General features: G+C 63.8%; 8 protein-coding genes. 5 read left to right on the plus strand and 3 right to left on the minus strand.

Annotated elements, in window-relative coordinates; translation table 11 throughout:
* Window positions 1-221: 221 nt before the first annotated feature.
* Complete coding sequence (locus tag VT84_RS19465; RefSeq protein ID WP_082840685.1) at window positions 222-3,191, plus strand: protein kinase domain-containing protein; 2,970 nt, start codon at window positions 222-224, stop codon at window positions 3,189-3,191.
* 66 nt (window positions 3,192-3,257) lie between these two features.
* On the plus strand, window positions 3,258-4,181 hold the full coding sequence (locus VT84_RS19470; protein WP_082843352.1) for a DUF1559 domain-containing protein: 924 nt from the start codon (window positions 3,258-3,260) through the stop codon (window positions 4,179-4,181).
* Between the two features lie 92 nt (window positions 4,182-4,273).
* On the opposite strand, the gene VT84_RS19475 is transcribed toward VT84_RS19470, so the two are convergent.
* Both VT84_RS19475 and VT84_RS19480 read right to left on the minus strand, forming a co-directional pair.
* Window positions 4,274-5,956: a DEAD/DEAH box helicase gene (locus VT84_RS19475; RefSeq protein ID WP_082840686.1), complete on the minus strand. Its 1,683-nt coding sequence runs from the start codon at window positions 5,954-5,956 to the stop codon at window positions 4,274-4,276.
* A 733-nt stretch (window positions 5,957-6,689) separates the two neighbouring features.
* The gene (locus VT84_RS19480; RefSeq protein ID WP_052554730.1) at window positions 6,690-6,932 is read right to left on the minus strand and encodes a hypothetical protein; all 243 of its coding nucleotides are present in this window, start codon (window positions 6,930-6,932) and stop codon (window positions 6,690-6,692) included.
* A gap of 358 nt (window positions 6,933-7,290) precedes the next feature.
* Between VT84_RS19480 and VT84_RS19485 the strand changes: the two genes are divergently transcribed.
* Together VT84_RS19485 and VT84_RS19490 are read left to right on the plus strand one after the other, a co-directional pair.
* Window positions 7,291-7,881, plus strand: a complete 591-nt coding sequence (locus VT84_RS19485) for a sigma-70 family RNA polymerase sigma factor (RefSeq protein ID WP_082840687.1) — start codon at window positions 7,291-7,293, stop codon at window positions 7,879-7,881.
* Window positions 7,878-13,625, plus strand: coding sequence for an alpha-2-macroglobulin family protein (locus tag VT84_RS19490; RefSeq protein ID WP_082840688.1), 5,748 nt, complete (start codon window positions 7,878-7,880; stop codon window positions 13,623-13,625). The genes VT84_RS19485 and VT84_RS19490 overlap by 4 nt, the downstream gene beginning before the upstream one ends.
* Window positions 13,626-13,783: 158 nt before the next feature.
* Here VT84_RS19490 and VT84_RS19495 read toward each other — a convergent pair whose 3' ends face one another.
* Window positions 13,784-14,047 carry a hypothetical protein gene (locus VT84_RS19495; protein ID WP_082840689.1) on the minus strand — a complete coding sequence of 88 codons (264 nt, stop codon included), beginning with the start codon at window positions 14,045-14,047 and terminating at the stop codon, window positions 13,784-13,786.
* A 76-nt stretch (window positions 14,048-14,123) separates the two neighbouring features.
* Between VT84_RS19495 and VT84_RS19500 the strand changes: the two genes are divergently transcribed.
* A complete protein-coding gene (locus tag VT84_RS19500) occupies window positions 14,124-16,886 on the plus strand; it encodes a sigma-70 family RNA polymerase sigma factor (RefSeq protein WP_082840690.1) in 2,763 nt (920 codons plus the stop codon).
* Window positions 16,887-16,897: the final 11 nt, after the last annotated feature.

The following is a 16,897-nucleotide window of genomic DNA, read 5'->3' on the forward strand; positions in this document are numbered from 1 at the left end:
GACGATTCCATCACAATCCTTATTCTCTCGATGATGTCTTCATTTCCTGCCTGAGTTCCCATCGACTAACTGTCAGAAAACCTGTCTGCACCTGTTGCCAGTGTCGGTTTATTCCGGTCTTTCGCACCTTTTCACGAGAAGTAGTTCTACAGACATGCTGTCTCTCACGAAGAGCCACCGAATATTCCGACACCGAGGCCGCCGTGGCAAGCGGACGCACCATGTCTGCGCACTCGACCGCCGCTGAGTTTTTGGACCTCGTCCACAAGAGTGGAATTCATGCCCCGGGAAAACTCGAAGCCGCGCTGAGGGAATTGGACGAGCTGCCCGACGACCCAAACCGGGCCGCGGTGATGCTGGTCAAGAACGGGCTGCTCACTCAATTCCAGGCGAAACTGCTCCTGGCCGGTAAGTTCCGGGGGTTCCGCTTCGGTCCCTACGTGATCCGCTCCCCGCTCGGGCGCGGCGGCATGGGCGCCGTGTACCTGGGCGAACACGAAACGCTCAACCGCCCGGCGGCAATCAAGGTGTTGAGCGCGGGCGACGCCAACCGCCGGGTCGCGGTCGAACGCTTCCAGCGCGAAGCCCGGGCCGCGGCTGCGCTGGACCACCCGAACATCGTCCGGATCTTCGACGTCGGCCAGCAGGGGGACGTGTACTACCTGGCGATGGAGTTTGTGGACGGGCAAACACTGGAGCAAATCGTCCGAACCAGTGGCGCGCTCTCGTGTAGCCGCGCGATGGAGTACGTCGCGCAGGCCGCGGCCGGACTGCAACACGCTTTCGAGAAGGGGTTCGTTCACCGGGACATAAAGCCCGACAACCTCATGCTCACCCGGGACGGGACGATCAAGATTCTGGACATGGGTCTGGCCCGGTCGTCGGCGGACGCCGACAAGGTGACCGAGATGCTGGACTCCGGCGCGGTGGTCGGCACCGCCGATTTCATCGCCCCCGAGCAGGCGATGAGCGCCGCGGTCGATATCCGGGCCGACATCTATAGTTTGGGGGCGACGTTCTTCGCGCTCCTCACAGGAAAGCCCCCTTTCACAGGTACGACTGCTCAGAAGCTGCTGCAACACCAAGTCAAACCGGCGCCGAGCCTGAGCGGAATCGACAAGACGTTCCCGCCCGGACTCGCCGAGGTCGTGGCCAAGACGCTGGCGAAGCGCCCGGAAGACCGGTACCAGACCCCGGCTCACCTGATTGCCGCGCTCACGCCGTGGCTGAACCCCACCGGCAAACTGGTCGCCGGACTGTCGAGCACCGGGCCGGACGGCCGCGAGAGTGCGATGGAAGCGGTGACGGCTATTGTTACTGGGGCGAGCAGCACGACCAGCATGGCCAGCAAGCGACCTCAGATCGGACTCGCGCCAAAACGCAGCGCTCGACCGCTCGGGCGCAAGGGAAAACTGGCAGTTGCGGCCACAGTCGGCGTCCTGCTGATCGCCGGACTGGTTGCGGCGTTCGCGGGCGGGCGCGGAGAATCACCCGCAACCGGAGCGGGTAACGCGAAAGCGAACAAACCTCAAGCTCCCGCCGCAGCCGCACCAGCAGCGGCGCCGGCACCAACTCCCGCTCCGGCACCACAAGCCGAACCAGCTTCGAGTCACCGCGTTGCGCTCGGGCAGTACGAGGTGGACCTGGACGCGGCCGGGATCAAGACCCTGCAGATTCGCGGACAGGAGTTCGTTCGGAACCTGACAGTCTACCGCGGTGCCTACTTCTACGACGGCAGCCGGAACGCAGCGCTCCAGTTCCCGACGTTCACCCAGCAATCGCCAACGGTGTTCCTCGGCGAAAGTCCGGCGGCCTCCGTGCGCTACGAGTTCTTCGCGGACCGCATGGCCTTGACCGTCACCAACAAGCAAGCTGGCGACGGGGTGTACTTCATGATCTTCAACGGAAAAGCGGTTCAAGCGGTGTCCAACGACGCCGGCGAGTGGGCCGGACCGCTCGTCAAACGGGACTGGCCGAACACGACGTGGTTCGCGGGGCGTGCCAAGCTCAAGGTGACGGGCGGAACCCTGCTCCGCGGTGCCTGGACGGACCTGGACGATACCTGCCAGGTGTGGCAACTCTCGCTCCCGGCGGGCGCGATCCGCACCGTGACGCTGGAACCCGGCGAAGTCACTGCGGCCGAAGCCACCCAGGTTGCGAAAGTCGCTACGAACCCCACGGCCAGCCTGGAACCGAGCCGCGGGCCAATGGGGTTGACGGCGCCGCTCGATTGGCAGGTATTTCAGCGGACCTCTCGGACCAATGGCTGGGTGGGTGTGACCGGTCGGGCACCAGTCGGTGCGGACCGCGTCGAGGTCAAACTCGAAGGGCAACCGCTCGAAGGCGTGCTGTCCACGGAATGGCGCCAGGTTCCGATGAACGCTCAGGAACGCACGTTCGACGCGCGCGTTTCGGCCCCCGCGGGCGGGTGGTACAAGGTCTCCGTTCGGGCGCTTTCTAACAACCAAGTGCTCGCAGAAGAAGCCGTTCCCAAGGTCGGTGTCGGTGAGGTGTTCGTCGGCGCGGGCCAATCGAACTCGACCAACTACGGAGCCGAACCGACGCGCTTGAAATCAGACCTCGTGTCCTCGTTCGACGGGACCAAGTGGCAATTGGCGAACGACCCGCAGCCCGGCACACACGATCGCAGTGTCAGCGGGAGCTTCTGGCCGGCATTCGGGGACGCACTGGCCGAACGGTACAAGGTTCCGATCGGAGTCGCGGTGACCGGGCACGGGCCGTCCACCACAGCCGAATGGCGCCCGGGGAGCGAGTTGTTCAACTGGACCACCAAGCGAATGAAGCAGCTCGGGTCGGACGGCTTCCGCGCTGTCCTGTGGCACCAGGGCGAGTCCGACGCCGCACTCACCGCGGACCAGTACGCGACCTCCTTGACGACGGTCATCGACGGTTCGCGCAAAGCCATCGAGCGCCAGGTTCCGTGGTTCGTCGCACAAGTCTCGTACCTCGGCCCCAACCGCCCCAAAGCGGAAGGAGTTCGAGCCGGTCAGAAGCGCTTGTGGGACACCGGAATCGCACTGGAAGGTCCGGACACCGACACCCTCACCGGCGACAACCGGGACCAGGACGGGAAGGGAGTTCACTTCAGCCCCAAGGGGCTTCGGGCTCACGGACGCGCCTGGGCCGACAAAGTCACCACGTACCTCGACACCGTGCTGGCCGCTCCGTAGCCACCGGTACCGCATTCTCCGTTCTAACAAACTTGCTTCAACACGTTACTCACCTGGAGACGACGAATGGCGACTGGGACGACCCGCACGAACCGGCACGGTTTTACGCTGATCGAACTATTGGTGGTGATCGCGATCATCGCGATCCTGATTGGGCTGCTCCTGCCCGCGGTCCAGAAGGTCCGCGAGGCCGCGGCGCGGCTCAAGTGCCAGAACAACGTTAAGCAACTCGGCTTGGCCGTGGCTAACTACGCGGGCGCGAACAACGACCGGTTGCCCAATCTGTACGACGTTGACACGAGCGGCCGGAACCGGGCGTCCGCGTTCCACCTGCTGCTGCCCTACATCGAACAGGACTCCCTGTTCCGTGCGGGTCAAAACCCCGATTCCGGCAACCCGACCGACACGTGGTGGGGCATGATGAACGGCGGGTACATCTATAACCAGGGCGTCGTCCAGGCGTACCTGTGCCCGTCCGACTCGACCACCAACAACGGCAAGGTCACCGCGACCCCGGCCGCCGGGTTCACCTCCGGCAGCTACATCCTGAACTACCTGCTGCTCGGCACCGTAAACGGTAACGATACGACCCGCAGCGCCAACGCCCTGTACCCGTGGAAGGCCCAGTACAACATCGGCAACGTTCCGGACGGCACCTCGAACGTGGTGCTGACGGCCGAACGCATCACCGAGGGCGGGGCCGGGGCCGGCACCGCGTATGGCACCCTGTGGTGGTGGCCGTCGTCCCACCAGTACGCGAACCCGAACACGACCGCGCCGATGTTCGGCAAGTACTCGACCGGGGTTCCGCAAGTCGGGGTGAAGCCGAACATGGCCGATTACTCCCGACCGAGCAGCTCTCACACCGGCGGCATGGTCGTCGGGTTGCTGGACGGGAGCGTCCGCACAGTATCTTCGAGCATTACCGCGAACACCTGGTTACTCGCGATCGACCCGGCCGACGGCCAACCGGTCCCGAGCGACTGGTAACTGATGTGCCCGATGTGAGTCGTCGGGTGCAAAAGCAGGAGGGCGTGGCAGTAAACTGCCACGCCCTCCTGCTTTTCAGGAGCCAATCACACTCATTCGCGGCGATCGCGGCGAGCGCTGACGCGGCGGCCCCGCAAGCGGGCGCCGTTCAGCGATTCGATTACGTGCTCGGCCGCGTCTTCGGGCACTTCCACGATGGAGAAGCGGTCGGTGATTTCGATCCCGCGGATGTCGCGCCCCGGGAGGCCCGACTCGTTGGCGATCGCGCCAACCAGGTCGCGCGGCGCGATCCCGGACTCGCGGCCCGCACTGATGAAGATGCGAGCCAGGCGCGGACCGGGCGAGCGCGTCTGGTGCTGCTGTTGCCCGCGTGCGCGGAACGGCGTGCGCGACTGTTCCGGCACGGTGGTGGGGATGTCGGGTTCGTCCGCGGTGTCGCCGATTTCCGCGCGGTGAGCCAGCTTCAATGCGGCCAGCGCGATGGCCGTCGGATCGAACTCGCTGCCCAGCGACTCAACGATCGTGCGGAACTGGTCGAGTTCGCCTTCCGCGATTGTCGCGCGGATTGCGTCTTTCGTGCGTTCCGCCCGACGCGCCTTGAGGTCCGCGGCCGTGGGCACTCGTGCGAACTCGACCCGCTGACCGGTCACGCGCTCGATGGCTCGCAGCGCCGATTGCTCACGCGGTTCGGCCACGGTGAGGGCCACACCCTCGCGCCCGGCCCGGCCCACGCGCCCGATCCGGTGAACGTAAGCCTCGGTTCCGAGCGGCAACTGGTAGTTGACGACGTGCGTGAGGTGATCGACGTCCAGCCCCCGTGCGGCCACGTCGGTCGCCACGAGCAGGTTCGCCTGACCCGACCGGAATAACCGCATCACGCGGTCGCGCTGGTCCTGTGACATCCCGCCGTGCAGCGCTTCGGGGCGGTACCCGCGTGCGGCCAGCGCTTCGGTGAGTTGGTCGACTTCCGACCGCGTCTTGCAGAAGATCAGAGCGGCCTTCGGTGCTTCAACATCGAGCACGCGACCAAGAGCAGCCAGCTTGTGCGCACGCGGAACGAGGTACGCCGTCTGGCGCACACGCGGAGCGGCTCCGGCCGCGACCGGGGCACGCGCGATCACGATTTCGACCGCGTTCGTCAGGTGCCGGCCCGCAATGGCCCGGATGCGCGGGGCCATCGTCGCGGAGAACAGCACCGTTTGCCGGGTCGCCGGGGTCGCGGTGATGAGCGCCTCAATGTCCTCGGCGAACCCCATGTCGAGCATTTCGTCGGCTTCGTCCAGCACCACGGCCGCGATTTCGCTGAGTACGAGCGATCCGCGTCGCAGGTGATCGAGCGCCCGCCCCGGCGTCGCGACGACCACGTCAACACCGCGGTGCAGCGCGCGGAACTGCGTGTCCATCCCGGTGCCGCCGTACATCGCCAGAACGCGAATCCCGAGCGGCTTACCGTAGCGCTCGACCGATTCCGCGACCTGCATCGCCAGTTCGCGCGTGGGAACCAGAATCAGAGCAGTGGGGCGGGTACGAACAGTGAGGGTCGAAAGGCGGTGGATCAGTGGGAGTGAAAACGCGGCGGTCTTCCCGGTGCCCGTCGCCGCCTGGCCGATGACGTCGCGGCCCTCGATCAGTGGCGGAATCGCTTCGCGCTGAATGGGGGTCGGCTCTTCGTAGCCGAGACCGGATAGTGCATCAACGAGGCGATTGTCCAAACCCAAGTTCGCGAACCCCGATACCGTCACTGTCGCCGTCGTTTCTGCCATCGTCTCGACCATGTGGTCCTTCCCCGGTTGTAGATCCAACAAGCGTAATCTCTTAGTGTATGAATTTCTTGAAAATCGGCGGCTTCAGACGCCGTTTTACCCGCACCACGCGGGCGAACCGAACGCTAACATTCGCTAACATTTTCGGGGTGAGGATTTGCTACCCAATTGCCGTAACAATATGCCACTTGGCGACTTGTGAAAAACCCATCTCGCATGAACCGGCGGCGACTTGAAACGGTGACGGACCCTCAATTATCGGCCCCAAAATACTCACGAAATATCTCGACAGTACGCAATCGATTGCAGTTTCGGTTACTCAACTCATTTTACCCGAAAGCCGAGAGAAAGTCGGCGCCAACGACCGTTTCGCAGCAATTTTTTGTAATTTCTTGGTGATAAACACGAAACGCCACGATCCGGAGATCACGCTCCGGATCGTGGCGTCGTTTCCGTTCTGGTTTACTTCTCGACCCGGTTCGCGGAACGCTCGCGGCACCGCCAAGTTGTTGGCGATCGCGACGAGGCAGGAACCACGTCCGCGGGGTTGTTCCAGACCTGCCTCGTCGCGATCGCCAACAACTTGACAGCGGTGCTGGAACAGCGGTCCCCGAGACGAATGTCGCGGTAGAAGCTCGGCTGACGCAACATCAGCCTTGTGCAGAGCACCGAGCTAAACGTTCACGGAAACAGAAGCAGGCTATCCGAGTTCGCGAGTCGAAGCAACGATCACCAACGTCAAATGTCACGACGCGCGACGGGCAGCGAGCGAAACGAGCCGCAGCCACACCACGGGCGGGTTCTGTTCGGCCGCGGCCAGAAGCAACGGCGCTTCCGCCTGCCCGCCCCGCTCCACCCGCACGCGCTGACCGGGCGACAACCCGAGTCGCTCCCAGTCGTCGGCGGACACGCGCACCCGCATCTCGTTCGCGTCCGCGAGGACGTATGCGTACACCGTTACACCGTTCAAGCCGACTTGCCCGACCATAGTGAGCGCTCCCGGTTCGGTCCCGAGCGATAGAGTGCCAGTCGGGACCACGAACCGCAAGCGGCAGACCCGTGCGCTGCACACGTCAATTTCACGGCGCGCTGGCGCCACCCGGACAGTCTGTGTCGCCGGAACAAACGGAACGCGAAATGGCTTGAGCGCCCCGCACTCGAACCGGGAATTTTTTCTTCCAATCGGCGGCTCTCGTGTCAACTAAGTAGCGGATACGGATCGCACGGCCGCCCTTCCCCAACGTCCGGGCATACTGTCCGCTTTCTGCTGAAGAAACGGCCGGTGCTCCTGCGCGCTCCGGGAACCCGCGCCGTTCCTCCTTCTTCTCCACAAGAGGGCTCCAGTTATGGCAGTGGACGCCGACTACGGACCGGCCTCACCCGTAGAACCGGACGAAGCCGACCGCCCGGCCGCAGACAAGAACCGGCTGTTCCTTCGCCTGTTCCTCCAGAACCAGCGCCGGCTGTACGCCTACGTCCTCACGCTGCTCCCGAACCGCGCGGACGCGGACGACGTGCTGCAAGACACCAGCCTGACGATGTGGGACAAGTTCGACGCGAACGCGCCCCCCACGGAGTTCCTGGCGTGGGCGCGCCGCGTGGCCTATCACAAGGTGCTCGACTTCAACAAGAAGTCGAACCGCGCCCAGGCCCGGTTGAGTCAGATCTTCCTGAAGCGCATCGCCGAAACCGCGGCCGGGCAAGCGGACGCGCTCCAGCTCGACGACCGCCGGGTGGCGCTCGCAACGTGTATCGAAAGGCTCCCGGACTCGGCGCGCGACCTGCTGACCCGCCGGTTCGCCGACGGCGCGACCACGCAATCCACCTCGGAACAACTCGGGCGCTCCGTGGACGCCGTGTACAAGGCACTGGCCAAGGTCCGCGAAGCGCTCACGCAGTGCGTCCAAAAAACGCTCACCCAGGAGGGCCGCGCGTGAACCCCGAATCCAACGTTATTGCGGAACTTCAGCCGCTGCTCGACGCCCTCTGCGAAGAAGTCATTTCGCCGGACCAACTTCGCCGGCTGGAAGAACTCGTGCTCATGCACCCGGAAGCCGAGGAGCACTACATCCGGTTCATGAGCTTCTTCGCCGACCTCATCGGCCACGTGGCGGGACTCCCCGAACCCAAGGCGCTCGCCCAGGCGCCGCCCGAATCGGTCGCAGCGCCCGCCACCCGGCCGGCGCCCGTTCCGCGCGCGCCGGCCGAAGTGTCGCCCGCGCACGTGTCACCTAATCCCTCTCCCAAACAGCAGGAGAACGTTATGCGCCGCCCGCGTTCCCTCAAATCGGTGGTCTGGCTGGCCGTTTTCGGCACGCTCGGCGCACTGGTCGGGTCACAAGGTTACGGCTGGTACTCGCGCTCGCACGACGTCGCCGAGAAGCAACGTGCGCTCCAGATCCAACTCGAAGAAGTCGCCCGCGCCGAAGCCGAAAAAGCAGAAGCGCAACGGGAATCGCGCAAGCACATTGAAGCCGCACTTGCTGCGGAAAACGCACTCCAAGCGGAGTATCAGGCCGCTTACGAGAGCGCCCGGAAGGCGATCGAGGACAAGGATTTCGTCGTCCGGCTGACCGGCCCGGCGCACATTCAGCCCGGCGCGCCGAACAAGTGGCAAATCGAAACCCTGCGCCACGGCGCGGTCGGCCGACCGCAGAAAATGGACGTGGTCGTCAAGGACGCGAAGGACCAGGAACTTCTGCGCCAGACGCACGACAAGCCCGTCGGCGCGGCGACGCTCGAACTCCCGGTCGCGTTCTGGGAGAAGGTGAAACCGGGTTCCGATCTGTTCCTCGAAGTGACCGCGTTCACCGACGACCGCAAGAGCGTGCTGGCCGAGCGCCTACCGCTCGCGCGCCCGGTGTTCGTCACGCACCTTGTTACGGACAAGCCGCTCTACAAGCCGGGCGAAACGATCCGGTTCCGCTCGCTCACGCTGGACCGCTCGACGCTGCGCCCACCGGCAACCGACACGCACCTGAAGTTCCGGCTGCGCGACCCGGGTGACGCCGTCACCACGCTCGACGAGGGCAACGGCCGACTGCTCCAGGAAATCCGCCCGGTCCTGGGACCGGACAACAAGCCGCTCCGCGGGATCGGGGTCGGCGAACACACGCTGGCTTCGGACGCACCCGGCGGTGAATACAAGCTCGATCTGTTCGAGGCGAGTGCGGAAACCGGCAAAGAAGTGTTACTCGAAACGCGCAAGTTCATCGTGAACCGTTACGTCCCGGACACGTTCGAGAAGAAACTGGAGTTCGATGGCAAGTCATACGGCCCCAACGAGTTCGTGCAGGCGCGGATCGACGTTTCCCGCACCGCCGGCGGGCCGATGAAGAACGCGACCGCCAACGTCGTCGCCTCAACGGGCAGCTCGGACTTCTTCCAGCAATCGAACTCGCGGTTCACCACTGATTCGACCGGGAAAGTCTTCTTAGACGTGCGCTTCAAGCTCTCGGCTGAGGTCTTTGAGAAAGTCGCCCCCGGTGCGGCTCCGGCAGCGACGCTGAGCGTGAACATTCGCGACGGCAGCGATTCCGAGACGATCGTCCGACCGATTCCGCTCGTGACAAAGACTCTCCGCGTCGAATTCTTCCCCGAAGGCGGCGACATGGTCGAAGGCGTGCCCGGTCGCGTGTACTTCATGGTCCGCACGCCGAATGGAAAGCCCGCCGATCTCAAAGGCGTCATCACCGACGGCACAACGACGTTCGCCGAAGTGAGCACGCTCACGGACGCCGAGAATCCCGGTGTCAACCGCGGGCACGGCGTGTTCACGCTGAAGCCGAAAGCGCGGACACAGTACTTCCTCAAGCTGACCTCGCCCAACGGCATCACCGAGCCGACCAAGGACGGCTTCCCGCTGCCCGAAGCGAAGGCCGATGGCGTCGCGCTCGATGCTGCAACCGAAAAAGGCGGCGCGATCCGCGTGCGCCTACAAACCGCACGCGGACCGAAGACAGTACACGTGGGGGCATATGTTCGCGAACGACTCATCGCTCAACAGAAGGTCACTCTGAACGCGCACCAGTCCACCGAAATCTCGCTCAAGAGCGACGACACCGCGGGCGGCGTCACACGAATTACTGTGTTCGAGGAACGGCGCGATGATGCCGGCCAAGCCGCGCTCCTTCCGCGGTCCGAACGACTCGTGTTCCGCGGTCAGGGCCAGCACCTGGTGCTGAACGCGAATCCGGATCGGGTCCGGTACACGCCCAGCGGGAAGGTTCGTCTCGATCTGTCCGCGACCACCGAAACCGGTGCGCCGACCCCTGCCGTGCTGATGGTGGGCGTGGTGAACCGTAGCGTCATCGCGATGGCGGACAACAAGAACGACCGGTTGCTCCCCACGCACTTCCTCCTGTCGGGCGAGGTGAAGAACTCGGCCGAACTGGAGCACGCGGACTTCCTGCTCACGGATCACCCGAAGGCGGCCGTGGCTCTCGATCTCCTCCTCGGCACGCAGGGCTGGCGCCGGTTCGCGGAACAAGACGTTCCCCCGGCCAAACCGGTGGACCAAGCAGACGTGAACACCATGCTGGTCGCGCACGGTCAACGCCCGACCGCCCCGCTCCAGTTGCTCGAACTCGAAAAACAGCGCGTGAGTGCGGAGTTCACCCCGCGCCTGGAAATGGCCCGCATCCAGGTCGCGACGACCGAAGCTCAGTGGAGCGCCATCCCCGCCGCGCTGACCGAAAAGCTGGCTCAAGCCCAGGCGCACGTGTCCGCGGCCCAAGCACTGAAGACCGAAGCGCAAAGCGCGCTGTCGGATTACAAGGAGCGCTACCAGAGGTTCGGTGCGGCGCTGGTTCCGCTGCTGGCAGCCGCGCTGGTGGCGATCTTCATCTTCATCGTCGTATCGAGCGCGATGTCCGCGACGGCAACGAAACCGGCCGGGCGCCTGCGCCCATTCATCGCAGGCATCACCACACTGGCTATTTGCGGAATGCTGGTGCTGTTGGTGAACAACATGGGTTCCAATTCCAACTCGACTTTCTCCTTCGTGGGAAGCTCGATCAAGCCTCCGGGCGGCATGGTCGACCAAACCGTCTCAGGACCAGTGCCACGGCTTGGGACTGTGGAAGGAGGCCGAGGGACACGAACACCTAGACCGATAGACGATTCCGGTTCGATGCCCGACTTGGACAATCCTTTACGTCCCCCGGGCGCTCCGGCAGGCCCTAAAGCGTCGCCCCCGGGTCCGCCCACCGTAGGGATGCCTGGGGCCGGCGGAGCCCCCCCGAGGGGAGGCAAGCCTTCACCGAAGCCGGACGCAGGCAGGGGAACCTCCTTCCCGAATCACGATGGAACCTTCACCGGAGATGTCCAGAAACGGTTGAGTTCCGCGCGAAGCGACAAGACCCGTGCCGCGCTCCGCTCATGGTCACTACGATCGCCCGATGGGTTCGCTGATCGTATGCCTGAAGGGTTGATTCACAAAAGCGACGGTCGTAGGTCGGCTCTACCCGTGATTATGCCCTTCATGGTGCGCGAGTACGCCCACGAGCGCGACCCGCAACTGGGTGAAGTGCGCTCGGACTTCACCGAAACGGTGTACTGGCACCCGGTTCTCGTGCTGCCGGAGAACGGCAAGTCCACGATCGAGTTCCAGCTCTCCGACGACATCGCGCGGTACCAGGTGCTCGTCGCCGGGCACACACTTGACGGGCGCATCGGGGCGATCACCACGACTCTCGAAGCGCGCAAGCCGTTCAGCGTCGATCCGAAGCTGCCGCTGGAAATCTCCCACACGGACACCGTGGACGCGCCGATCCGCGTGACCAACGACAGCGACGTTACGCGGAGCGTGACGTTCAACACGACGGCCACCGGGTTCAAAACCAAGGGGCCGCTCCAGGAGACGATCGAACTCGCAGCCAACGCTAAGGGCCGCAAGCTCCTGCGCCTGAACGCGGATCAACTCCAGGGTGACGCGAGCCTGCTGATCGAGGGCCGGAGCGCGGGCGGTGACCCGGATGTTATCAGGCGAATGATTCGCGTAGTACCCGATGGCTTCCCCCGAGTCGGCTCGGTCAGTGACATGCTCGAAAAGGGCCGCGTTCGCGGGAGCATCACGCTGCCCAAGGACGTGGTACCGGGGTCGCTCCGGGTGCGGCTCGAAATGTACCCGACCACGATGGCCGATCTCGTGAAGGGGTTGGACGGGTTGCTCCGCGAACCTTACGGGTGCTTCGAGCAGACCTCGACCACGAACTATCCGAACGCGCTGATCCTCGACTACATGAACCAAACGAACCAAACCAACCCGGCCGCAGCAGCAAGGGCGAAGGGGCTGCTCGACAAGGGGTACGGGCGACTGATCTCGTTCGAGTGCCCGGACACGCCCGAACGGACGAAGCACGGCTTCGAGTGGTTCGGCGCCGCGGACCGGCAGCACGAAGCGCTCACGGCTTACGGGTTGCTCCAGTTCAAGGACATGGCCCGCGTTCACCCGGTCGACCCGGTCTTAATTCAGCGGACGCAAGCGTACCTGCTCTCCCGGCGCGACGGGAAAGGCGGCTTCAAGCGCGGACCGGACGGGCACAGTTTCGGCTCGGCCCCCAAGCACACGGTGGACGCTTACATCGTGTGGGCACTCGTCGAGAGCGACCCGGACGATCAGGAGAAACTGGACCTCAAGACTGAGATCGCCACGCTGAAGGCCGAAGCACTCAACGAGAACTCGGCCGGCGGTAAGGATGCGTACTTCGTGGCACTCGTGGCGAATGTGATGCTCCAACGCGGCGACCGCGAAACCGCCCACAAATTGCTCGACCGACTGAAGGAGAAGCACTTCAAGAACGGCGCCGTCACGGGGGCCGAAACGAGCATCACCCGATCCGGTGGGCGCGACCTGGAGATCGAAGTGACCGCCCTGGCGCTGCTCGGCTGGCTGCGGGCCAACGACCCGGCCTACGGCACCGCAATCAAGGACGCGACAAAGTGGATCGCTCAACAGCGCGGCGGGTACGGTGGGTTCGGCTCGACGCAGTCGACCATCATGGCGCTGAAGGCACTCGCACTCTTCGCGAAGAAGAACGCGCACCCGTCCGAGAGCGGCGACCTGGGCATGCTCGTAGGCGGCGCAGCGGTTTGCTCGCGGCAGTTCACCGAACAGGACGTTGAAGTAATCGCCCTTGATGTCCCGAACCCGGAGGCGATCTTCAAGTTCGGAGCCAGGACCGAGCTGGAAATCACGACGACCGCGAAGCACCCGTACCCGATCGCTCTGAGCTACAGCTACACGACGCTCACCCCGCTGAGCGCGGAGAAGTGTGCGGTGCAGATCTCCACGAAGCTGGCCAAGAACGAGGCCACCGAGGGCGATACTGTCCCGGTCGCGGTGACACTGGAGAACCGCCAGAAGCAAGGTCAGGGCATGACGATGGCGATCGTCGGCATCCCGGCCGGAATGAGAGTCCCGACCGACATGAAGCAACTGACCGACCTGCGCGAGAAGGGTCAGATCAGTTACTTCGAGACGCGCGATCGTGAACTGATCCTCTACTGGCGCGAACTGGCGCCGGAACAGAAGATCGCGCTGGCCGTGGACCTCGTGTGCGACGTGCCGGGCACGTACCGCGGTCCGGCGAGCCGCGGGTACCTGTACTACGACGCGGACCACAAGCACTGGGTCGAACCGCTGTCGATCAAGATCGCCCCGATGCCCGAGACCAAGTAACGGGCGCAAACGTACTTACCCCACCTCTGTTGGGCGCGGATCAACGTGTTGCGATTCGCATCCAACAGAGGTATGCTCGATTCCTGTTCTCGTGGTCAGTTTAGCTCGGTGCTTTGCACCAGGACGATGTTGCGTCGTCCGAGCGCTTGCCCTCTCACTCATCGCGGGGACCGCTGTTCCAGCACCGCTTTCGGTACGTCGAACAAGTTCGATATTGCGGTCTGGATCAACCCCGTCGGTCGCGGTTCCGCAATATCGAACTTGTTCGACGTACCGGCGGTGCCGTGAGCGTTCCGCGCCTCAAGTCGAATAGTAGACAACACGGGAACACGGATCGGCTTTAGCGGAACGTTCGCGTTCCGCTGAAACGATTCCAGAATACGCGGGTCGAGGTGGAAGTCCCTCGACCCGCGTCGCTTCACCTACACTTCTCATCAATCCTTTGGTTGTAATCTCATCGCGGTTTGTATCAAACGGAGGTGGTGCGGGAAGTAATGGGTGTGGAACGCGGAAAAGCAACTGCGAGGGCACGTGAACACCGTCGTTCAGATCCTCGATACCATCGCCGACGAAGCGGCCCGGACCGAGCGCACGGACGGTCAATTACTCGATCTCTTCGTGCGCTCGCGGGACGAACATGCGTTCGCGACGGTCGTGCGCCGGCACGGGCCGATGGTCCTGGGCGTGTGCCGGCGCGTACTCGGTAACCCGACCGACGCGGAGGATGCGTTCCAGGCCGCGTTCCTGGTCCTCGCGCGCCGGGCGACGGCCATCGACACCCGGCGCCCGCTCGCGCAGTGGTTGTACGGCGTCGCGTACAACACGGCCCGGAAGCTCCGGCAATCGAACACGCGCCGGGCCGCGCGCTTAAGCCCGCTCGCAGAAGCACCTGAGCCACACGCCCCTTTCCCGAACGAACACAACGAACGGCTCGCGGCCCTCGACGACGAACTGAGTCGCTTGCCCGAGCGCTACCGGGCGCTCATCGTGCTGTGCGACCTGGAGGGCCACACGCGCAAAGAGGTCGCGCACCGGCTCGCGTGCCCCGAGGGAACGGTCGCGGGGCGATTGGCCCGCGCACGCGAGATGCTCGCCGCCCGGCTCACGGCCCGTGTGGGCGCGCCCGCTGCCGCGGTGCTCTTGGCAGTACTCACGGACCGCACGTCAAGCGCGGCATCCCTTGCAATGGTGACGAACACGGTTCGCGCAGTCGCAATCGATAACCTCGTGCACGCGACGGCCAGGGGGCTGATCTCGCGCCGCGTCGCGGACACAACCGAAGGAGTTTTAAGAGCCATGTTCCTGAAGAACGTCCGGACCGTCGCGTCCGCGGTCGTGTGCTGCGGGTTGGTGCTCGCGAGCGCGGTGGGGCTCTTCCATCTCACAAGCGCGAACGCGCAACCCAAACCGGAACCGAAAGCCCCACTGAATCCGTTCGCAACGACGAACCTTCCGCCTCTCCCACCGGTGGCGAGCGAGCCGAAGGTACTCACCGTGATTCCGTTGCGCGAGCTCGACTGCACAGAAACCGCCGCCATGCTCACGAAACTGTTCGACGCACGAACCACAATGATCGCGCCCGTCCCGGAAGATAAGGCGCTGCTCGTTTACGCCGACGCGAAGACGACAAAACAGGTCGAAACCGTACTCGCGAAACTCGGAGAGTTGGGTGCGAGGAAAACGAGCGTGTTCCGGCTCGACAAAAAAGCGGACTGTGTCGAAACGGCCAAAACACTCGCGGAAGCGTTCGGCAGATCGCGTGTGACCATCGTCCCGGTCCCGAACGACCACGTGCTCCTCGTCTACGCGACGGAGTCGGACACGCAGACCGTTCAGAAACTGCTCGCGAAGGTGCTCGCAGTCGAACCCGCCGCAGGTGCGGAATCCACCACGCGAGTGCTGACGCTGAAAAATCGGAAAGCCGAGGAAGTAGCATCCGTCATTCAGGCGCTCGTAGCACCACGACGGTTACAGGTGATTGCACTGCCGGCACAAAATCAAATCATCCTCGTCGGTCCACCCGACGCGCTCGAAACGGCCATCCGGCTCGCCACTGAAATGGAGAAATTAGCCGACAAACTGCCGCCGGTGCGCCCGGACACCCCCTCGCGCCCCGGCCCCGGTGTCGATCCGCACATGGTTCTGCCGAACGCTAAGATGTTCTCCTTCAATGTGAAGGACGTGCCCTGGAGCGAGGTGCTCGATGCGTACTCGAAATTCTCCGGTCTCGCGCTCGTCACCGCCGTGAAGCCCACCGGCACGTTCACGTGTACCCCGGGGGACCGCAAGTTTACCCTCAACGAGATTACCGACCTCATCAACGAAGGGCTGATGCAGCAGAAAATGATCCTCGTTCGCGGGAAATTCACGTTCTTCATTCACCCCGCGGACGAAAGACTCGACGCGAAAATGATCCACCAGATCGACCTGAACGATCTCGGTGAGTACGGGCGAACAGAGTTTGTGCAGACGACAATTCCGCTCCGCTCTCTGGACGCGACAGACGTTAAAGACGAAATCCGCAAGCTCCTGACCCCGTTCGGCGTGCTCGTGTTCGCCAAAGGGGACCGCATCATCGTCTGCGATACAGCGGGGAACGCCAAAACGCTCGGAGACATCGAAAAAGCTACCCTAAATGCGAAGCCCAATCCCTTTGGCGCACCGGGCGGAGCGGGCCCGCGAAAAGCCCCTGCCAACTCGCCCGGATTCGACCCGCGTGGTGGGGCGCAGCCCAGTATCGACCCGCGCACGGTTTCGCCCGAATCAAAGCCGCTCACATTCAAATTCAAAGACACCCCCTGGCCCGAAGTGCTCGCCACCTACGCGGCCGTAACGGGCCTTCGCGCCAACATCAGCTCCAAGCCGAAGGGCACGTTCACATTCACACCGCCGAAGACGGCCCAGACGTACACCCTTGCAGAAATCACGGACCTCCTCAACGAAGCCCTGATCCCGGAAGGGTTCCTCATCGTTCGCAGTTGGAACAGTTTCACCCTCATCCCGGCCGACGAGAAAGTGGACCCGGCACTGGCCCGAGCCGTTTCAGGTGGGGAACTGGAAAAGTGCGGCAAAACCGAGTTGGTTCGAGTTGAGGTTCTGGTCGAATGGGGAGTGAATGACAAGTTACTTGCGGACTTGAAGAAGGTACTCGGACCGTTCGGTACAATCACACCCTCAAAAGATCGGCTCGTGGTTCAGGGGATCGCGAGCCAGGTCACGAAGATGGTGAACGCACTCTCCCAAGCGAAATCCAAGAAGTGATTCGGAACGGT

Origin of the sequence: Gemmata sp. SH-PL17, assembly GCF_001610855.1 — a bacterium.
GTDB classification, from domain to species: domain Bacteria; phylum Planctomycetota; class Planctomycetia; order Gemmatales; family Gemmataceae; genus Gemmata; species Gemmata massiliana.